The sequence below is a fragment of the Nocardia beijingensis NBRC 16342 genome, from assembly GCF_001612785.1.
In the GTDB taxonomy this organism is placed as follows: Bacteria; Actinomycetota; Actinomycetes; order Mycobacteriales; family Mycobacteriaceae; genus Nocardia; species Nocardia beijingensis.
Genome location: NZ_BDBC01000012.1, coordinates 181,981 through 202,116, shown reverse-complemented (window position 1 = coordinate 202,116; position 20,136 = coordinate 181,981). Strand labels below are relative to the sequence as shown.

The window sequence follows — 20,136 nt, the reverse complement described above, 5'->3', positions numbered from 1 at the left end:
GTAGGCACGGCGAGCCGGGACGAATACGATGTAGGCAAAACCGGAACGTGTTCTAATTCAGTCGCGCGGTCCGGCCCGGCACCTGCGGCGATGCCCGACGTCATGGAGAAGATCCGATGAGCACAACACACACAGGCAAGGCGGAGAGCGCCCTGCCCGCCAGGATCACCGGGGAACTGCTCACCCGGCTGACCGGCCTGGTCGCCGCCGACGGTGGCGCGGCGCCGTACGAGATGACCGAGGTCTACACCGGCGCACCGGTCGGCGCGCTTCCGCAGTCCTCCCCGCGCGACGTGCTCGCCGCGTGCGCCACCGCCCGCGCGGCGCAGGCGGAGTGGTCCGCGCTGCCGCTGCGGCAGCGGCTGCGGGTGTTCGAACGGCTGCACGAGCTGATCCTCGGCGAAGTGGAGACCATCGCCGACCTCATCCAGATCGGATGCGGCAAGACCCGCCGCATGGCCGTCGAGGAATCCTGCGACGTCCCCATGGTGATCAGCCATTACCTCAAGACCGCGCGCCGGGTGCTGCGCCCGAAGCGGCGCGGCGGCGCGATGCCGCTGATCACCTCCTCGATCGAGCAGCACCGGCCCAAAGGGCTCGTCGCCGTGATCGCGCCGTGGAACTTCCCGTTCGCCATCGCGCTGTCCGACGCCATGCCCGCGCTCATGGCGGGCAACGGCGTCGTGCTCAAGCCGGACAACAAGACCGCGCTGTGCGTGCTGTTCGGCGTCGAGCTGCTGCACCGTGCCGGGCTGCCCCGCGGCCTGGTCCAGGTGGTGTGCGGCGAAGGGCCCGACATCGGTCCCACCCTGATCGACAACGTCGACTTCGTCATGTTCACCGGCTCCACCGCCACCGGCCGGGTCGTCGGCGAGCAGGCCGGCCGCAACCTCATCGGATGCAGCCTGGAACTGGGCGGCAAGAACCCGATGATCGTGCTCGCCGACGCGAACCTCGACGAGGTGATTCCCGGCGCGGTGTTCGCCGCGTTCGCCAACTCGGGGCAGGCGTGCATGCACATCGAGCGGATCTACGTGCACCGCAGCCTCCACGACGAATTCCTGCGCCGGTTGGTCGCCGCGGCAGCGGAATTGAACGGAAAGATCGGCGGAACCTACGACTACACGCCGGAATTCGGTTCGCTGGTCTCTCCGCAGCATCTCGAGCGGGTCGCCGCCCACGTCGAGGACGCGCGGGCCAAAGGCGCCACCGTGCACGTCGGCGGGCAGGCGCGCCCCGATGTCGGTCCCGCGTTCTACGAGGCCACCGTGCTGACCGGGGTGACGCCCGAGATGACCCACGCGACGCTGGAGACCTTCGGCCCGGTCGTCACCGTGTACCCGTTCGACGACGAGTGGGAAGCGGTGCGCCTGGCCAACGCCACCGACTACGGTCTGAACGCCAGCGTGTGGACCGGAGACCTGGCGCACGGCGAGCGGATCGCCGCACAGCTGCAAGCGGGCAACATCAACATCAACGACGGATTCGTCGCGACCTACGCGGCCAAGGGCACGCCGTCGGGCGGCGTGAAGCAGTCCGGCGTCGGCACCAGGCACGGCGACCAGGGCCTGTTGAAGTACACCGACACGGTGAACGTCGGCGTGCTCAAGAAGCAGGTGCTCGCCGCCCGCGCCGGTCAGCCCTACGACAAGCAGCTGAAGATGACCCTGACGTCGCTGCGGCTGATGCGCCGGACCCGGTTGCGCTGAGCGATCGCGAGCCGATGCGCCTGAGGCGCTCCGAATCCGGGCGATCCGGTAGCGTGGCCGTCGGGGTGGATCCACGGAATCGAGAACGGATACTTATGAGCCTTCGCGAAGTTCCGCTACGGACGCTGTCCGGCGAACCGACGACCTTGGCCGACCTGGTCGGCGACCGCGCCGTCCTGCTGGTCAACGTGGCGTCGAAATGCGGCCTGACGCCGCAGTACTCCGGCCTGGTCGAACTGCACCGGTCCTTCGGTCCGCGCGGCTTCAGCGTGGTCGGCGTGCCGTGCAACCAGTTCATGGGCCAGGAGCCGGGCACCGCGGAGGAGATCCAGCAGTTCTGTTCCACCACCTACGGCGTCGACTTCCCCTTGCTGGAGAAGACCGACGTCAACGGCGACCAGCGCCACGCCCTCTACGAGCGCCTGACCGAAACCCCCGACGCCGAGGGCAACGCGGGCGACATCCAATGGAACTTCGAGAAGTTCCTCATCGACCGCGACGGCAAGGTGGCGGGCCGCTTCCGCCCCCGCACCACCCCCGACGCCCCGGAACTGATCGCTGCCATCGAATCCGTCCTTTGACGGTACGAACACCCGGAGCCGCCGCCCACCAGGGACGGCGGCTCTCGCATATCCGCACGAGTGGCACATCGCCGTGGCAAAACGCGAGGTGGACCTCTCGATGGTGTGCCACTCGCGAGCGGTCAGGAGCGGCGGGTGAGGGGCTCGCGGAGGCCGAGGTGGGCGCGGAGGGTGGTTCCGGTGTATTCGGTGCGGTAGACGCCGCGTTCCTGGAGTTCGGGGACGAGCCAGTCCACGATTTCGTCGAGGCCGGTCGGCACCAGGTAGGGGGAGATGTTGAAGCCGTCGGTCGCGCCGTGGCGGACCCAGCGGGCCAGCTCATCGGCGACCTGGGTGGGGGTGCCCGCGAAACCGGAGCGTTCGGTGGAGGCGATCACGACTTCGCGCAGGGAGAGGTTCTGCGCTTCGGCCCTGGCTCGCCATTCCCTGGCGATGGCGATCGGGTCCTGACCGGAACGCGGTGCGCCGCGCGTCTCCGAGATCGGGCGTGGCTCCGGGTCGTCGGCGGGCAGCGGGCCGTCGGGGTCGAGATCGGACAGGTCGCGGCCCCAGATCTGGCCGGCCAGCGACAGCGCGGTCGCGCCGGTGTATTGGCCGTTCTTCACCCAGCGCACCTTCTCCTCGACCTCGGATTCCTTCTCGGCGAGGATGATCTGCGTGCCGGGCAGGATCCGGATGTCGTCCTCGGGGCGGCCCGCCGCCCGCAGGCGAGCGCGGATATCGTTCGCGAAGGCCAGCGCGTCGTCGAAATGCGTTCCGTGCCTGGAGAAGATGACATCGGCGTGCGCCGCGGCGAAATCGCGGCCCGCCGGTGAATCGCCCGCCTGGAAGATCACCGGATGGCCTTGGGCGCTGCGGGGCAGTGTGGGCGTGATCGTCACGTCGAAGTGCGGGCCGGTGCGCACGACCGGATGGATCGCCTCGGCGCGCGCCCACGACGGGCTCTGCTGCGAGGTCGCGATCGCGCCGTCGTCCCAGGCGTCCCAGATCGCGCGTACCGTGGCGACGAACCCCGCGGCGCGCTCGTACCGCAGCGCGTGGTCGAGGAATCCGCCGCGCCGGAAGTTCGCGCCGGTCCACGCGTTGTCCGTGGTGACCGCGTTCCAGCCGGCCCGGCCGCCGGACAGCAGATCCAGTCCGCCGAGTTTGCGCGCCAGATCGGCGGGCTCGTTGTAGGTGGTGTTCTGGGTGGCCACCAGGCCGATGCGCTCGGTGATGCCCGCCAGCGCGGCCAGCTGGGTGATCGCGTCGGGACGGCCCGCGATGTCCAGTTCCAGGATCGCGCCATCCTGCTCGCGCAGCCGCAGGCCCTCACCGAGGAAGAACGCGTCGAACAAGCCGCGCTCGGCGGTCTGCGCGACCCGGCGGAAGGTCTCGAAGTCGATCTGCGAGCCGCTGGACGGGTTGGACCAGATCGTGGTGTGGTTCACGCCCTGGAAGAAGACACCGAAGTGGACCTGGGCGTCGGGACGCGGGAAGTCGGTCACGGAAACGATCTCCTGACGATCAGCGGGTGGTCGCGTAGCGGTTGGCGGGGCGGCTCAGGCCGAGGTTGGCGCGCAAGGTCGAACCGGGGATCGGGCGGTGCGCGACGCCGGTGCGCAACAGCGCGGGCACGACCTCACGCGCGAACACGGGCAGATCCTCATCGATCACCGCGAGGTGCAGCCGCACCCCGTCCAGATGCGCGCTGAGTTCGGTCAGCAGATCGGTCAATTCCCCGGCCGATCCGGAGAACGCCAGGCGGCCCGGCGAACCGGAGGACTCGCCGAATCGCTGCGCCGCGCGCGTGCCCGGAACGTCCAAGGTCACTTCGACTTCGGCGAAGGCGAGCGCGGCCCCGCCGGAGCCCGCCGCCACGGCCGCCGCGACGGAATCGGCGGCGACGAGCCGGACATCGACCTCGCCTTCGGCGCCGAACACCACGGGCTGACCCTGTGGCGGCCGCGGCACGATCGCGGGTCCCTTGACCGAGAACGTCTCGCCCTGGAAGTCGATGTAGTGCAGCTTGTTCCGATCCAGGAAACGGCCGCTGGTGTAGTCGCGGATCACCGCGTCGTCTTCCCACGAGTCCCACAGGCGACGGGCCACCTCGATCGAATCCCGTTGCTCACGAGCCAGATCGGCGTCTTCCGTCACCGGTCGACGTCCCCAGGTGGCGGCGGCGCGCGGATCGTCGGCGCGCTCGGCGATCCAGCCCGCCCGCCCCCGCGAGGCGTAGTCCAGCGACGCCACCTGCGATGCCGTGTGGAACGGTTCGGCGTAGGTGGTGGCCACGGTGGGAACCAGGCCGATCGTGCTGGTCGTCGCCGCGACGAAGGCCGCCCGCGTCACCGCGTCGATGCGGCCGGGAATCTCGTGCCCCGGCAGGATGGAGTCGGCGAACGTGGCCAGGGTGAACCCGGCGTTCTCCGCGGCGGCCACCCGCCTGCGCACGGTCTCCGGGCTGAGCAGACGGTCCGGCGCGTGTGCCGCCCGCCGCCACGCCTCCGGGCGGAAGCCCTCCCCGTCGAGCTCTACACCGAGCGCGAAAACGCCCATCCCGCACCTTCTTTCATCCCGCGAACCACGACGCGACGATCGGTGGCCCGAGCCGGGCGCGATCCGGCTCGGGCCACCGGCGGCGCACCCGTTGCGAGCATGCGCGCGGTGGGCGGTCGATGGCGATGGTTTGCGTCGCGATGATTCGAAGATTGTCGAACGGAGGGCAGGGCCTACCGCGCCGCGCGGGCCGCGAAAGCCGCCGCGAGCAGGACCGTGACACCTTCGGCGACCGCCGTGCCGCCGAGGGCGTGCGCCGCACTGCTCACCGTGCTGCCCGCCAGGCCCAGGAACAGCGATCCGAACCCGGCGATCCCGACCACGATGCCGAGTTGCACGTTGGTCACCAGGATGCCGCTGGCGTCGGCCGCCAGGTGCATCGGCACCTTGGCCAGCGTGCGGGTCATGAGCGGACTGAAGGCGATGCCGTTGCCCGCGCCGCACAGGCCCAGCAGGGTCAGGGCGAGCGGCCCCACGTCGGCGCCGTCGCGCAGCAGCGCGCCGAGAGCCACCATGCTCACCGCCCCGAGCACCAGGCCGAGCGGGATCATCGCCGGGTGGAAGCGGGCCGGGACCCGCTCCCAGTTCAGGCTGGCGACGGCGAAGGTCACGCCGAGCGGGACGAACAGCAGGCCCGCGTGCAGGGCGCTGTAGCCGAGCGTGCTCTGCAGGTGGATCGCCATGACGAACATCCAGCCGCCGAAGGTCGCCATGATGACGAACAGCGCGACCGCGGCGAGCACCAAGCCGGGCGCGGTCAGCACCGGCCGCGCGAACAGGGGTTCACCGCCGCGGGTGGCGACGATTCGTTCGATCGCGACGAACAAGGCGAAGCCGAGCACGCTGGCGGCCAAGGCGAACCACGACCACAACGGCCAGTCCAGCTCACGCCCGAGGACCAGCGGCAACACCAGCAGCAGCACCGATGCGGTGAGCGTGGCCAGTCCCGGAAGGTCGAGCTTGCGTTCGAGCCGCTGAGCCGCCGACGGCAGGATGCGCGGCGCCGCCGCGAGCAGCGCGAGGCCGATCGGCACGTTGACCAGGAACACGCCGCGCCAGCTGCTGCCGAACAGGTCGGCGTTGACGATCAGCCCGCCGAGGACCTGGCCCGCGACCATGCCGCCGGAGATGATGGCCGAGTAGACGCTCAGCGCCCGCGCGCGAGCGGCACCGGTGAAGGTGCGCTGGATGAGCGTCATGATCTGCGGCACCATGGCCGCCGCGCCGACGCCCTGGGCGAAGCGGAAGGCGATCAGCGAGGTCTCGTTCCAGGCCAGACCGCAGGCCAGCGAGGCCAGGGTGAACAGCGCCAGTCCGGCGATGAACGCGCGGCGCTGGGTGAACCGGTCACCCAGCCGGGCGCCGGTGACCAGCAGGACGGCGTAGGCGATGACGTACCCGGCGACGATGAGCTGCAGTGCCGCGCCGCTGGTGCGCAGCGAAGCGCGGATGGAGGGAATGGCGACGTTGACGATGGAGGAATCGAGCACCGCCATGAACTGGCCGGTGAGAATGACGGCGAGGACGGCGAACGAACGCCGCGCTCCCAGCGCGGCCGGTGGGGCGGCCGCGGCCGCGGTGGGCGCCGCCGCCGCTCCCGGCGATATGGTCTGTGTCATGCACCGAGCATGCGGTGCGCCGGGCACCGGTAACAGGAGCCCGATGACACTGGTACCGGCAGCACCAGGCTGAGCATGCGCCCCAACGGATTACCGGGGACTTTTCAGACATTCCCGGCATCGTGTCCAGTATCACAGATGTGCGCGACGGCTATCAGCTGACCGAAGTACTTAGTCGAGCTAACGTGTTTGGGGAGGCGCGTTCAAGGACCGAAGGAGGTCGTCGTGGCACCGGAGACACGCAGGGAGCGGCTCGAGCGCCGCATCTCCCGGCTGTATGCCGAATACGACGACATCCGCAACGCCACACCGCGTGCGGACGTCACCGCGAAGATTCGCGAGCCCGGACTGGGACTCGCCCAGATCGTCGAGACGGTCATGGTCGGTTACGCCGACCGGCCCGCCCTCGGCCAGCGCGCGACCGAGCTGCGCACCGACGAGACCGGCCGCACCACCGCCACGCTGCTGCCGCGGTTCGACACCATCACCTACGGCAAGCTGTGGGAGCGCGTGCGCGCGGTGGCCGCCGCGTGGCACGGTGACGCGGACACACCGCTGCGGGCCGGCGACTTCGTGGGCATCCTCGGCTTCACCAGCAGTGACTACACCACTCTCGACCTGGCCTGCATCCACCTCGGCCTGGTCGCGGTGCCCATGCAATCCAGCGCCCCGGTCGCCCAGCTCGCCGCGATCGTGGCGGAGACCGAGCCACGGGTGCTCGCGGCGACGCCGGAGCTGCTCGACGCCGCGGTGACGTGCGCGCTGTCGGACTCCGGGCCGCGACGGCTGGTCGTCTTCGACTACCACCCCGGGGACGACGACCAGCGCGCGGCGTTCGACGCGGCTCGCGCGCGGCTGGCCGAGTCGGGCAGCCCGGTGCGCATCGAATCGCTCGACGAGGTACTGGCGCGCGGCCGGTCGCTGCCGCCTGCGCCGCTGTTCGCCGCGGAGCCGGATGCGGACCCGCTGGCACTATTGATCTACACCTCGGGAAGCACCGGCACGCCGAAAGGCGCGATGTACGGCCAGCGGCTGGTCGCCAGGGGATGGGCGAACCGGCCCGAGGTCGCCGCGATCAACTTCAACTACATGCCGATGAGCCATGTGGCCGGGCGCGGGTCGCTGACCGGCGTGCTGGCGCGCGGCGGCACCGCGTATTTCGCGGCCAGGAGCGACATGTCGACGCTGTTCGAGGACATCGCGCTGGCCCGTCCGACCGAGCTGTTCCTCGTTCCTCGGGTGTGCGACATGGTTTTCCAGCGCTTCCGCAGCGAGGTCGACCGGCGCGACGGACCGGGCGTGGACCGGGCCGCGGTGGAAGCCGAGGTGAAAACCGAACTGCGCGAACGTTTCCTGGGCGGGCGCCTGGTCATGGCGATCTGCGGGAGCGCTCCGGTGTCGGCGGAGATGAAATCGTTCGTGGAGTCGGTGCTGGATCTGGAGTTGCACGACGGCTACGGGTCGACCGAAGCGGGTGGCGTGGTCGTCATCGACGAACGGGTGCAGCGGCCGCCGGTGCTCGACTACAAGCTCGCCGACGTCCCCGAGCTGGGCTACTTCCGGACCGACAAACCGCATCCGCGCGGCGAGCTGCTGTTGAAGAGCACCACCCTGATCTCTGGCTACTACAAGCGGCCCGAGATCACGGCCGAGGTCTTCGACGCCGACGGCTTCTACAAGACCGGCGACATCGTCGCCGAACTCGCCCCGGATCGCCTGGTCTACGTCGACCGCCGCAACAACGTGCTGAAACTGTCCCAGGGCGAATTCGTCGCGGTGTCGCGCCTGGAGTCGGTCTACGCGACCAGTCCGCTGATCCGGCAGATCTTCGTCTACGGCAGCAGCGAACGCTCCTATCTGCTCGCCGTGATCGTGCCCACCGAGGACGTCCTGGCCTGGGGTGACGCCGAGAAGATGAAGACCGCGCTGAGCGAGTCGCTGCGCCGGCTCGCCAAGGACGCCGAACTGCAGTCCTACGAGATCCCGCGCGAGTTCCTCATCGAGCCGGAGCCGTTCACCACCGCCAACGGATTGCTCAGCGGCATCGGAAAACTGCTGCGCCCCAAGCTGAAAGAACGCTACGAGCCGCGTTTGCAGGAGCTGTACGCCGAGCTGGCCGCCGGGCAGGAGAACGAACTGCTCGACCTGCGCCGCAGCGCGGACGAGCTGCCGGTGCTGGAGACGGTGAGCCGCGCGGCGAAGGCCGTGCTCGGCTGCGCGGACACCGATCTGCGTCCCGACGCCCACTTCGGCGATCTCGGCGGCGACTCGCTCTCGGCGCTGTCGCTGTCGAACCTGCTGCACGAGATCTTCGAGATCGAGGTGCCGGTGTCGGTGGTGATCAGCCCGGCCAACGGCCTGCGCGAAGTGGCCGGATACATCGAGTCCGAGCGCGCTTCCGGCACACGAGGCGCCACCTACGCCTCCGTGCACGGCGCCGGAACCCACGTCCGCGCCGCCGATCTGACGCTGGACAAGTTCCTCGACGCCCGCACGATCGCCGAGGCGCCGGCCCTGCCGCGCCCCGCCGCGGCCGCGCGCACGGTGCTGCTGACCGGTGCGAACGGCTACCTCGGCCGTTTCCTGTGCCTGGAGTGGCTGCGGCGGATGCACGACAGCGCGGGCACACTGGTCTGCCTGGTCCGTGGCTCGGACGCGGCCGCGGCGCGCAAGCGACTCGAGGGCGCCTTCGACTCCGGGGATCCCGCCCTGGTGCGGGAGTTCCAGGAGCTGGCCGCCGCGCATCTGGAGGTCATCCCGGGCGACATCGGTGAGCCGAACCTCGGCCTCGACGACCGGACGTGGCAACGGCTGGCCGACCAGGTCGATCTGATCGTGCATCCCGCCGCGCTGGTCAACCACGTGCTGCCGTACCGGCAACTGTGGGGCCCCAACGTGGTCGGCACCGCCGAGCTGATCCGGCTGGCCCTGACCACGCGGCTCAAGCCGTTCACCTATCTGTCCACCGTCGCCGTCGCCACGCAGATCGACCCGGCCGTCTTCGCCGAGGACGGCGACATCCGCGAGATCAGCGCGGTCCGCGCGGTGGACGACAGCTACGCCAACGGCTACGGCAACAGCAAGTGGGCGGGCGAGGTGTTGCTGCGCGAGGCCAACGACCTGTGCGGACTGCCGGTCGCGGTGTTCCGTTCGGACATGATCCTCGCCGACCGGCGCTACGCCGGTCAGCTCAACGTGCCGGACATCTTCACCCGGCTGCTGCTGAGCCTGCTGCTGACCGGGATCGCGCCGTTCTCCTTCTACCGCACCGACGCCGACGGCAACCGCAGGCGCGCCCACTACGACGGCCTGCCCGCCGACTTCACCGCCGAGGCGATCACCACGCTCGGCGCGGCGCCCGGAACGGGTTTCCAGAGTTACGACGTGCTCAATCCGCACGACGACGGCCGCTCGCTCGACGAGTTCGTCGACTGGCTGATCGACGCGGGCCATCGCATCGAGCGGATCGCCGACTACGACGAGTGGGTCACCCGATTCGAGACCGCGCTGCGGGCGCTACCGGAAGGACAGCGCCAGGCGTCGGTGCTGCCGTTGCTGCACGCCTATCGGCGACCGTCCCCGGCCGTTCGCGGCTCGGCGTTGCCCGCGGAGAAATTCCGGGCCGCCGTCCGAGCGGCGAAAATCGGGGCGGATCAGGATATTCCGCAGATCTCCCGGGAACTCATCGAGAAATACGTCACCGACCTGCGGGTGCGGGGCTTGCTGTAGCAGCTAGGACGGCTTCGGCACGGCATCCAGCAGGGCGTTGCCGATCCGTTCGGCTTGGACCAGCACGTTCGTCTGCGCCGAGATGTAGTCGCCGATGCCTTCTTCCTGAGCGGCTCGCAGATACGGCGGCAGCGGCTGCTGGATCTCGGTACGGATGACGTTGTCCAGCAGCGATTCCATCTCGCCGCGCAACGGATTCCCGGTCGCGGCCTGGTTGTCGAGTTCGAGCCTGCCTCCGTCGGTGCTGTAGTCGTAGAGCTCGAATTCCTGTCCGGCCGCCGGGTCGATCTGGATCCGGCCGTGCACCCAATGGGAATAGGAGGCGAACTTCGCGTCCGGGGTGCGCACCATCGCGACGTGGCCCGGGGCGTCCTGGTTGAACAGCATCGCCGCTTCCTCGATCGAGGCCTCGTCGGTGGTGTGGGCGACCCACGGCCTGCCCGCGGCCGCCGGGTTACGGCAGAGTGCGGCGATGTCCAGACGCCCGCTGAGATGCTCGTAGCGTCCGTCGCCGCGCCACTGGTCGCCACCGGTGCCGATGGTGAGCAGCAGGGGAGTGAAATCGACACTCGAGGTCAACTGGTCTCTGGTGCTCGTGCCGTTCACCGGGCTCAGGTAGCCGCGCGGGTCGTGGACGTAGAGCGGGACGCGCAGCGCCTCGTCGTAGGCGGCGCCGCCCTTGCCGTGGAGGCCGTGAGAGCCGGCGTAGTCGCCGTGGTCGGAGGTGAAGACGACGACGGTGTTGGCGGCCACGTCGGGACGCGACTGCAAGGTGTCGAGCACGCGGCCGATCTGGATGTCGACCTGCTGCTGCGCCCACAGATACAGATTGCGCATCTCGACCCAGGCCCGCATGGCCTCCTGCGTTCCGTAGGGCGCCGCCCCGAACGCCACCGCCGAGACCTCGACCAGCGCCATCTGCAGGCGGGGTTTGCGCGACAGCTGTTCGAGTGATTCGAAGTTGGGCGGCAGTTCGTTCATCCAGCGCGGGATGTCGGCGTTGAACTGGTCGCGCCGGGTCCAGCGCGGCCACCACTGGATGTCGTGCGGATTGACCAGCGACACCGTCGTGCACCATGGCGCGTCGCCGGAATCGTTGTGGAACCAGTCGGCGAATTGGTCGACGATCTTCGGATCCGCTTGCAGCCCTTGTCCCGGAGCGCCGTTCGGCGAGGGATAGGTGCCGCCGTGGAAACCGTAGGCCTCCAGCGCGCCCGGGGTGCGATCCGGATAGCTGCCGAGATGCCACTTGCCCCAGTACGTGGTGTCGTAACCGTGGTCGCGCAACATGGACCCCCACGTGGGGAACAAAGGCGACAGAGTCGATTCCGACACGACCATGACCCCGGTCTGCTGCGCGTACAGGCCGGTGAGCAGGCAGCCGCGAGCAGGCGTGCAATCGTTGGCCGCGGTGTAGTGATTCTCGAACGACACACTACCCCGGCGGATCCGGGCGATATTCGGCAGGACGGCGTCCAGCGTCTGCTGATCGGGGAACCACACGGGTGTCCGCATCTCGTCCACGATGATCACCAGGATGTTCGGCTTGTCCGGGTCGGTGTCCGCGCGAGCCTTGCCCGGCGCGGCCGCGCTCGACACGGCGGCCGCGGCCGTGGCCGAGGTGGCGGCACTGGTCAGAAATCCCCTGCGTGTGAACGAGCTCGGCAATGTTCCTCCACGAATGAGTGCTGTTCGGTCGAATGGAACGCGGAGAATCTCGGTGCTGTGTACCGTAGCGCCGTCCGGCCCGCGCTACCCGCACTCCGGGCGCGGACACGCCGCCCCCGTCCGGCCCGGGTGCCGCACCCATCACGGAGTTCGCGCGCCGATCCGAGCGCCAGAAGGCCGGAGCAGCGCGTCACCCGGCCGATCGCGAGGGCTGATTCTCGCCAGCGCGGGCGGGGTGACCGTGACGATGATCGTGCGCATGACAGCTGATGTGATGAGCACCCTGCGGGCATTCTACGCGTCGGAGGCGGCGTATCTCGCCGATGCGGCCGGGTTCGAGGAACTGGCCCGGCATCTGGCGCCGGATGTGGTCATGCGCCAGGCATCGAGCCTGCCCTATGGCGGCGACTGGCACGGACGCGACGGGTTCCGCGGGTTCATCGCCGCCATGCGCGACAGCTGGGACGGATTGTGGTTCGACGAGCAGCAATTCCTCGGCGACGAGGCCAGGGTCGTGGTCTACAGCAGGGGGCGTCTGCGTGCGCGGCGCACCGGTCGGATACTGCAAACCTCGCTCCTGCAATGGATCAGCTTCCGGGACGGCCTGATCACCGAGTTCCGGCCCTACTACCAGGACACGTCGGCGGTACTGGCCGTTCTGGAAGGTTCCGAGCAGTGACCCGGCGCCGTGAGCGATCGACGTGACCTGATCAGCGCGGCTGTGTGCTCCTGGCGGCGGAGCGAACGCTCACCCGTTCGGCGCTAGTCCGCGACGGGTTGCCGGGGCGTCACCCGGCGCTGGAGGGTCAGCAGGAGATGGTCGAAGCGGGTGCGTTGCTGGACGAGCGCACCGCCCATCGCGACGACGTCGGCGACGAGCTGCTCGGCCAGCGTGCGGATCTTGATGTTGGTTTCCTGCGAGCGCCAGCGCAGCACACGGAACGCCTGATCGGCGTTGACGCCGTAGACGAACATGATCACGCCCTTGGCCTGTTCGATCACCGCGCGGGCATCGATCACGTCCGGTAACAGGTCGTCCAGGGTCTCCTGCCGGTTGTCTTCGAGCGTCTCGGTGACATCGATGAGGTAACCGGCGGAACCCACCACGGCGCCGTCCTCGTCGAACAGCTGGTCGCCGATGACGATGACGTCGTGCGTCTCGTTCTCGGTGTCGATGATCCGGTGGCGGGTGCAGAACGGCGATGCGGTCTCGACGGCGTCGGCGAGCGCCTGGGCGACCCGCTCGCGGTCGTCGGGGTGCAGGTGGCGCTGCAGCAGCTCGGCGGACGGCTCGGCCTCTCCTGGTGCGTACCCGTAGATCGCCGCGGCGTCGTCGGACCATTCCCAGCGTTGGTCGGCGAACCAGAATCGGAAGCTGCCGATATCCGGGCAACCACCGAGCATCTTGCGCGCAGTGTCCTGCGCGCACTGTCCCATCTCTGTCACCGGTCCAGTATGGCGCGGAAAACAGACCAGGTCAGGCGAGGGATGGCGCTGAGCGCCCGATCGGCGCCGCCGCGCGGCCATGGGTGGGGCAAAAAGTGAAACGGGAATCGTCGCGAACTCCAGGTCGTCGGCTGTGACCGCGCCCCGCGTGAGGTCGGGCAGTCGGGTCGGCGGGAGGAGAATCCATCGACGACTCGATGCCGGGAATCGGTCGTTCGCATTGGTGCCCCGTGGTCGCGGAGGGCTAGCGTCGACAGTGTCGCAGCCTGCGATCCCGGCGCCCGCGGTTCACCTTCTTCCGCGGTCGCGGAGCGGCGCGACATGACTGGAAGACCCGCGCTCGACCGAGCGAGCGGGTTCCCGACGATGGAGAACAGAACCATGTCGAAGATCCTTTTCGTGATGACCGGAGCCGACCACTGGACGCTGGCCGACGGAACCGAGCACCCGACCGGCTTCTGGGCCGAGGAATTCGTGGTGCCGTTCGAAAAACTGAAGGGGGCGGGATACGACATCGTGGTGGCCACGCCCGGCGGTGTGGTGCCGAGTGTGGACAAGGGCAGCCTCGCGCCCGAGGTGAACGACGGCCAGGAGACCGCCGACCATCGAGCGCGGGTGATCGCCACGAGCACCGAGCTGAACAACCCCGTCGAGCTGGCGAAGGTGGATCTCGCCGACTACGTGGCGGTGTTCTATCCCGGCGGGCACGGGCCGATGGAAGACCTCGCGGTCGACGCCGACTCCGGCAGGCTGATCACCGCCGTCCTGGCCTCCGGCAAGCCGCTGGCGGTGGTGTGCCACGCGCCCGCGGCGCTGCTCGCAGCCGAGGGGGAGGACGGCGCGAACCCATTCGCCGGCTACACCCTCACCGGCTTCACCAACGCCGAAGAGACCCAGGCGGGTCTCGCGGACAAGGCCCGATGGTTGTTGCAGGACCGGCTGGTCGAGCTCGGCGCCGACTTCCGCGAGGCCGATCCGTGGACCCCGAACGTGGTGGTGGACCGCACGCTCATCACCGGACAGAACCCGGCCTCCTCCGCGGGTGTGGCGGAGGAACTGCTGAAAACGCTGGGCTGACCACCAACAACTCGTCTGCCCGACCCTCGCGGCGATGACCGCATCGCGCGGAAGGGTCGGGCAGCACTCCCCGTGTTGACACGCGAAGCCGACTACCCTAATCTCTTCCTTAACGAAGAGACATCTTCTAAGAAGAAGCATCTTCGATATAGAAAATGCTGAGGGAAAGGTTTTCGTGATGACATCGGCCGATACCGGGACCGAACCTGCCGCGTCGCCCAGCACACGACGGCGCACCGTGGCCCGAGTCGTAGGAGCCGCCGCACTGGCGCTCGGAGTCGGCGTCGGCGGCGGGTACCTGTGGCTGGATCGGACCTCGGATATCCGGAATACGGGGGTCGCCGCGTGCGTGGACGCCGTCGCCGACGGCGGCAGTGCCGAGGACCTGCGCGCGGTGTGCGACACCATCGCCACCATGACGGCGGCGTGGGGCCGCAACGACGCCGACGCGTTCGGCGCGACCTTCACCGAAAACGCCACGTACACCACATTTCTCGGCACCCACTATGCGGGCCGCCGCGATCTGACCGAGGCGCACCGCGCTCTGTTCTCGGGATTCCTGAAGGGAACCGAGCTCGCCGACTCCTTCCTCGGAGTGCGCTTCTTCGGCGGCGACGTCGCGATCGTCACCAGCCGTGGTGATCGTTACGAAGGTGATCGCCCGGCGGAGTTGTCCAAGACCCAGACCTACACACTGGTGCGGGAAGCCGACGGCCGCTGGCGGATCGCCGGCTTCCACAACACCAAGCGGCAGCCGGTCATGGAGCGCATCTCGTTCCTGTTCGACCCGGCGACCCAGCCGGAGGCCGAACGGTGAGAGCGCTGGTGACCGGCGCCAGCGCGGGAATCGGGCGTGCCTTCGCGAAATCTTTCGCAGCACGGGGATATTCGGTGACGGCCGTCGCGCGTGGCACCGATGGCCTGGACGCGCTGATGGCCGAACTCGGTGCCGGGCACGATCACATCGCCGCCGATCTGGGCACCGAAGAGGGGCTGTCGGCGGTCGCGGAACGGCTACGCGGCGGCGGTTACACGCTGCTGGTCAACAATGCCGGGACCGCCGCGCACGGTGATTTCACCGCGATCGGGCTCGAAGCGTCGATCGCCACGTTGGATGTGAACTGCCGGGCGGTGGTCGTGCTGGCCCACGCCTTTCTCGGTGCGGCCACCCCCGGCAGCGTCCTGGTGAACGTGTCCTCCACCCTCGGGCACACACCGAAACCGGGCCTTGCCGTCTACAGCGCCACCAAATCGTTCGTCACGACCTTGTCCGAAACACTGTGGCACGAACAGCGAATGCGGGGCGTGCGGGTGCTGGCCCTGTGCCCCGGCGTCACCGCCACCGCTTCGCAGACCGCCGCCGACGTGCCGCCCTGGCTGCTCCAGACCCCCGAGCAGGTGGTGGACCGGGCCCGGCGAGCTCTGTCGCGCAGAACTGGCGCCGTCGTGTTCACCAGTCCGCTCAACCGGGCGCTCGTCGCCGCATCGCGGTTGCTTCCCCGCCGGGCCGCCCTGGCTCTGCTGGCCGATTAGAAGGAGACAGAAATGACCACCGACACCGACATCGACGCCATTCGCGCCCTCATCGAGCGCAGCAGGCAGGCATGGGATCGCGGCGACGGCGCCGCCTACGGCGCCTGCTTCACCGCCGACGCCACCGACATCACCTATGTCGGCACCGTCTACCACGGCGGCGAGGAGATCGGCCGTGCGCACCAGGCGCTGTTCGACAGCTTCCTGAAGGGCACGCGTCTGACCGTCGATATCCTCGAAATCCGTCGCTACGGCGCGGATACCGCCGTCGTGGTCACGCGCGGCGAATCCTCGAAGCGGCAGCCGGGCAAGCTCGGAAAGCTCGCCACCTACACCGTCGTCCGCGACACCGACGGACGGTGGCGCATCGCGGCCGTGCAGAAGACCCAGCGCAAGGCGCTGATGGAGGCCGTGTCCTTCCTGTCCCAGCCCGCCACCCGGCCGGCCGCGCACTGATGGCGGCCATCGCGGTCCTGGGCGCGAGCGGCCGCACCGGGCGCCTGGTCGTCGACCGGGCGCTGGCTCGAGGACATCACGTCACCGCGATAGTCCGTCCGGCCGCCACCCCGGCGTTCGCGCACGCGGCCACCGTCGTCACGGCCGATCCGTGCGTGCCAGGAGCCTTGACCGGACTGTTCGATGAACACGACGCGGTGATCAGTGCGCTCGGCGCCGCCGGGCGCGGCCCCACCACCGTCTACTCCGCCGCCACCGCCGAGATCATCGCCGCCATGCGGCCGGGCGGACGAGTTCTGGTGATCTCCTCCGCGGCGGTGGAGGTCCCGGCCGACGCGGGAACGGGCGCAAGGATTCTCGCCGCCGTCCTGCGCGCGGCCATGCGGCACGTCTACTCGGACATGGCGCGCATGGAAGATCTGCTCGCAGGCAGTGACCTGCGCTGGACCGCGGTGCGTCCCTCGCGACTGACCGATGCGCCGGCCTCCGGCGGTCCACGTGTCTCGCCGGGGGCGATGAGCAAGCTCGGCCCGCGCACAGCACGTGCCGACCTCGCCGACTATCTTCTCGACGCCGTCGATAACCCGCGCACCTACCGGTCCGTCGTCGCCATCTCGTCCTGATCGGGGACCCCTTCCGCGTCGCAAGGCGGGACGGCGACTGCGTCATCGACGCTTGCGTGTCCATCGACTGCCCCCTACGCTGCAAAAGTAAGAAGTTACTTACAGGGGAGGGTATGGCCGAGTCGACACGGAAGCGAATCATCGCCGAGGCTCTGCGGTTGTTCGGCGAACAGGGCTTCGCACGGACCACGGTCACTCAGATCGAGCGTGCGGCAGGGCTTTCCGGTGGCTCCGGCGGGCTGTACCGGCATTTCCGCTCCAAGGACGAATTGCTGGTCGAGGCGGTGCGGGCACGGCTGACCGAGCGGGAGGAATGGGCGCCGTTCCTCGACCAGGACTTCTCGGTGATGGCGTGGTTGGAGTCGTTCGCGCCGGGCAGTTCGGTCGTGGACAAGCTGACCCTGCTGTTCCGCATCGGCTTGGGCCGGCTCGAGCACGACCGTGATGTCAATCGAATCCTGATGCGCGACAACTCGATCGGCACCGACGTGCTGGAGGTGTTCCGCCGCGACGAGTACCTGGTGTTGGTCTCGGCGGTCCTGCGCGGCCTGCGTGAACTCACCGATCCCGTCGCGCCGGAACAGGACTGGGAAGCCACGGCGGCGGTGCTCGTCGGCGCGATCGCGCACTACTGGCTGATCAGCGACACCTTCGGCGGTGACCACCCCACCGCGGTCGATCCGGACCGCTATCTGCGGGCCGTCGCGGAGATGGTCGTGGCCAGATTGCGGTGGACGGATGCGGAAGAAGGGCCGCCATGAGCACACACACCTCACCGTCGTCGGCGGCGGCCTGGCCGGGCTGACCGCGGCCATCGAGGCGGCGGAGGCCGGCGCTCGGGTCCGGCTGTTCGAGGCGCATCAGACCGTCGGTGGTCGCGCACTCCCTGACCTCGCCGCCGGTACGCCGCGAACGGCGCGCTGTGCGCCGGGTGAATCAGCGTCGCGTTCCCGCCGTGAGATGTCGGTGACCGCACCGGTGGGCACGTATATCGGTAGGCCGGTCGTCTGCCCCATCGCGGGGTGCTCGGCTATTCGATCGCTTTGGAGACGATGTCGTCGGCGAGGGGAGCGACCGCTGCGATGATCTCGGTCGTGACCGCAGGGTGGGCGCCGGCCGCGCGGAGCGCCTCTGTCAGGTGTTCGGCGACGCGGTCGAAGTGGCGGCGGTTTATCCCTCGGCCTTGATGGATCTGCTTCATTCCCGGCCCGGTGTACGGCGCGGGTCCTCCTAACGCGGCGGCGAAGAACTCGACTTGGCGGCCCCGCACTCGCGGCAGGTTGACGCCGGTGAAGAACGGTGCCAGTTCATCGTCGGCCATGATGCGGGCATAGAGGTCCGCTACGACGACCTCGAGGGCGGCGTGGCCGCCGACTCGCTCGTACAGGGTGCTGTCGCACGGCGTTGCCGACGTTGTCTCCACGGGGGCTCCTCGTATCGCGGGCGATCGAATGTTCGGTCGGAGGGTGACTCGGCGTGTCACGAGACGGTCGGTGCCGGGGTGCGCCGAAGGCAGGACGCCGGAGCACGTCGGTCCGGCCCGGCGTCGATGTCCCGGCTTCCGTTCATGGCTGTCCTCTCGCCGCGTGAGTCTCCCTGGGGTGCAAGGGTGATCATCGCCTTCACCCACACAATAGAGATTTTATAACAACTTACACATTCATTGCGGCAGTTCAATGCAATACGTCAAGTGTGAATTGTCAGTCACATACTTAGGAACCTGCTGGCGCACCAGCGTCGGCTCCCCGCGTGCTGGCCTGGTCGAAGGTTGCGCAGTTGGTGGTCATCGGCAGTCGCGGGCGGCGGATTCGCGGGCATGCTGCTCAGAGGCCGTAGCCGTACAAGGGGTGAGACGGCCGATATCCAGAGCCCGCCGGTAGGCGATCGGAGCGCGTATATGGATCGAGGCGAGAACGATGCATCGCAGTGCGGGCGAGCGATCCGTTCGAATGCCGCGGCATTCTGATTCCAAGTCCTCTGCGTCGAGTCGCGATCTGCTGGTCTGCGCGCAATCCCGCCTCGGCGTCGCGTGAAGGTATCCGGGCCCCGGTGGGCGTGCCGGGTGGCCGAAGTGCACGAAAAGGGCAAATTCTCAGCAAAATATCAGGCTTAATCGACGCATAAACGATGCATTCGAGCGTGATCGGTGCAAGACTTCATGAAGTGAACATTCGCTCGTGCGGTTGTCCCGCACGAGGCGCGCGCACTCGGTGGTGGGCGTTCCGGTCTGCCGGGAGGACGCGCTCGCGCGCTGAAGACTTCCAGCACAACTGAACTCGACGAAGGAACGATTGACATGCGAAACGTGCAACGAACACTTCTGCTGGCTACGGCCGTCACCGCCGCCGTCTTGGGAGCCTCGGCCTGCTCCGATGACAACGACACGTCCTCCACCGCCTCGACCGTCGGCTCGGCCGTCAAGTCGCCGACGTCGGCGACAGCGTCTCCGTCGCCGACGGGGGCGCCCGTGTCGGCTCCCGTCGGCCCAGGCTGTGCCGCGTACGCCCAGCAGGTGCCGACCGGGCCGGGGTCGGTGACCGGCATGGCGACCGAACCTGTCTCGGTGGCCGCGTCGAACAACCCGATGCTCACCACACTCGTCGCCGCGGCGTCCGGTCAGCTGAATCCGCAAGTGAATCTGGTCGGCACTCTCGACGGCGGGCAGTTCACCGTCTTCGCCCCGGTCGATGCCGCCTTCGCCAAGGTCGATCCAGCGACGATCGATACGCTGAAGACCGATGCGCCCGCGCTCACCAAGCTCCTCACATATCACGTTGTGCCAGGGCGGGTCGGGCCCGGCAATATCGCGGGCGACCACAAGACCGTCGAAGGTTCCACGGTCACCGTGACCGGCAGTGGGGACAACCTCAAAGTGGCTGACGCCAATGTGATCTGCGGCGGCCTCCAGACCGCGAACGCCACTGTCTATCTGATCGACGGAGTGTTGACGCCACCTGCCGCATGATGGTCCGGCCGGGGTATGGTGATCAGCTGGCGCGTCCGCCGCCATCGGGGCAGCCCTCTACGGGCCTGGCCACCACTGCCGTGAGACGCCTGCCCCGGGACATGAGCCACCCTGGACCCGCCCGGCCCGTGGCGCATCACCGATCTGGCCGCGGTGGGGCGCTGGTGGCGGCCCTTCCGGCGCTGAAGC

18 protein-coding genes are annotated in these 20,136 nt (G+C 68.8%); 12 read left to right on the top strand and 6 right to left on the bottom strand.

Features of this window, described 5'->3' with window-relative positions; genetic code table 11:
• Window positions 1-116: 116 nt before the first annotated feature.
• Together NB3_RS08775 and NB3_RS08770 are read left to right on the top strand one after the other, a co-directional pair.
• Complete coding sequence (locus tag NB3_RS08775) at window positions 117-1,709, top strand: succinic semialdehyde dehydrogenase (RefSeq protein ID WP_067799277.1); 1,593 nt, start codon at window positions 117-119, stop codon at window positions 1,707-1,709.
• Window positions 1,710-1,804: 95 nt separating this feature from the next.
• Window positions 1,805-2,290, top strand: a complete 486-nt coding sequence (locus tag NB3_RS08770; protein ID WP_067799272.1) for a glutathione peroxidase — start codon at window positions 1,805-1,807, stop codon at window positions 2,288-2,290.
• Window positions 2,291-2,412: 122 nt separating this feature from the next.
• Here NB3_RS08770 and NB3_RS08765 read toward each other — a convergent pair whose 3' ends face one another.
• The 3 genes from NB3_RS08765 to NB3_RS08755 form a co-directional block, all read right to left on the bottom strand.
• Window positions 2,413-3,777: an NtaA/DmoA family FMN-dependent monooxygenase gene (locus tag NB3_RS08765; protein WP_067799270.1), complete on the bottom strand. Its 1,365-nt coding sequence runs from the start codon at window positions 3,775-3,777 to the stop codon at window positions 2,413-2,415.
• 19 nt (window positions 3,778-3,796) lie between these two features.
• Entirely contained in the window at window positions 3,797-4,831 is a 1,035-nt protein-coding gene (locus NB3_RS08760; RefSeq protein WP_067799267.1) for an LLM class flavin-dependent oxidoreductase, read from the bottom strand.
• 173 nt (window positions 4,832-5,004) lie between these two features.
• Window positions 5,005-6,450 carry an MFS transporter gene (locus NB3_RS08755; RefSeq protein ID WP_084486019.1) on the bottom strand — a complete coding sequence of 482 codons (1,446 nt, stop codon included), beginning with the start codon at window positions 6,448-6,450 and terminating at the stop codon, window positions 5,005-5,007.
• A gap of 225 nt (window positions 6,451-6,675) precedes the next feature.
• On the opposite strand from NB3_RS08755, the gene car reads away from it, so the two are divergent.
• Window positions 6,676-10,179, top strand: coding sequence for a carboxylic acid reductase (gene car / locus NB3_RS08750; protein WP_067799265.1), 3,504 nt, complete (start codon window positions 6,676-6,678; stop codon window positions 10,177-10,179).
• Between the two features lie 3 nt (window positions 10,180-10,182).
• Here car and NB3_RS08745 read toward each other — a convergent pair whose 3' ends face one another.
• Window positions 10,183-11,847, bottom strand: coding sequence for a sulfatase-like hydrolase/transferase (locus NB3_RS08745; protein ID WP_067799262.1), 1,665 nt, complete (start codon window positions 11,845-11,847; stop codon window positions 10,183-10,185).
• A 259-nt stretch (window positions 11,848-12,106) separates the two neighbouring features.
• Here NB3_RS08745 and NB3_RS08740 point away from each other — a divergent pair, with 259 nt between their 5' ends.
• Entirely contained in the window at window positions 12,107-12,526 is a 420-nt protein-coding gene (locus NB3_RS08740) for a nuclear transport factor 2 family protein (RefSeq protein ID WP_218020559.1), read from the top strand.
• Between the two features lie 83 nt (window positions 12,527-12,609).
• On the opposite strand, the gene NB3_RS08735 is transcribed toward NB3_RS08740, so the two are convergent.
• Window positions 12,610-13,284, bottom strand: a complete 675-nt coding sequence (locus tag NB3_RS08735; protein WP_067799260.1) for a PAS and ANTAR domain-containing protein — start codon at window positions 13,282-13,284, stop codon at window positions 12,610-12,612.
• A 390-nt stretch (window positions 13,285-13,674) separates the two neighbouring features.
• On the opposite strand from NB3_RS08735, the gene NB3_RS08730 reads away from it, so the two are divergent.
• From NB3_RS08730 to NB3_RS36545, 7 genes are all read left to right on the top strand, one after another.
• Entirely contained in the window at window positions 13,675-14,370 is a 696-nt protein-coding gene (locus NB3_RS08730; protein ID WP_067799551.1) for a type 1 glutamine amidotransferase domain-containing protein, read from the top strand.
• Window positions 14,371-14,548: 178 nt separating this feature from the next.
• On the top strand, window positions 14,549-15,187 hold the full coding sequence (locus NB3_RS34020; protein ID WP_084486017.1) for an SgcJ/EcaC family oxidoreductase: 639 nt from the start codon (window positions 14,549-14,551) through the stop codon (window positions 15,185-15,187).
• Window positions 15,184-15,903 (top strand): SDR family NAD(P)-dependent oxidoreductase, encoded by a 720-nt coding sequence (locus NB3_RS08720; protein WP_067799257.1) that lies wholly within the window; start codon window positions 15,184-15,186, stop codon window positions 15,901-15,903. Before NB3_RS34020 ends, NB3_RS08720 begins: the two co-directional genes overlap by 4 nt.
• Window positions 15,904-15,915: 12 nt before the next feature.
• Window positions 15,916-16,359, top strand: coding sequence for an SgcJ/EcaC family oxidoreductase (locus NB3_RS08715; RefSeq protein WP_067799256.1), 444 nt, complete (start codon window positions 15,916-15,918; stop codon window positions 16,357-16,359).
• On the top strand, window positions 16,359-16,982 hold the full coding sequence (locus NB3_RS08710; protein ID WP_067799253.1) for an NAD(P)-dependent oxidoreductase: 624 nt from the start codon (window positions 16,359-16,361) through the stop codon (window positions 16,980-16,982). The genes NB3_RS08715 and NB3_RS08710 overlap by 1 nt, the downstream gene beginning before the upstream one ends.
• Window positions 16,983-17,095: 113 nt before the next feature.
• Window positions 17,096-17,743, top strand: coding sequence for a TetR/AcrR family transcriptional regulator (locus NB3_RS08705; RefSeq protein WP_067799248.1), 648 nt, complete (start codon window positions 17,096-17,098; stop codon window positions 17,741-17,743).
• Complete coding sequence (locus NB3_RS36545) at window positions 17,721-18,068, top strand: NAD(P)-binding protein (protein WP_084486015.1); 348 nt, start codon at window positions 17,721-17,723, stop codon at window positions 18,066-18,068. The genes NB3_RS08705 and NB3_RS36545 overlap by 23 nt, the downstream gene beginning before the upstream one ends.
• Here NB3_RS36545 and NB3_RS08700 read toward each other — a convergent pair.
• A complete protein-coding gene (locus tag NB3_RS08700) occupies window positions 18,013-18,405 on the bottom strand; it encodes a group I truncated hemoglobin (protein WP_067799245.1) in 393 nt (130 codons plus the stop codon). The genes NB3_RS36545 and NB3_RS08700 overlap by 56 nt on opposite strands.
• Window positions 18,406-19,278: 873 nt before the next feature.
• Between NB3_RS08700 and NB3_RS08695 the strand changes: the two genes are divergently transcribed.
• Window positions 19,279-19,947, top strand: a complete 669-nt coding sequence (locus tag NB3_RS08695) for a fasciclin domain-containing protein (RefSeq protein WP_067799239.1) — start codon at window positions 19,279-19,281, stop codon at window positions 19,945-19,947.
• The last annotated feature ends 189 nt before the right edge of the window (window positions 19,948-20,136 follow it).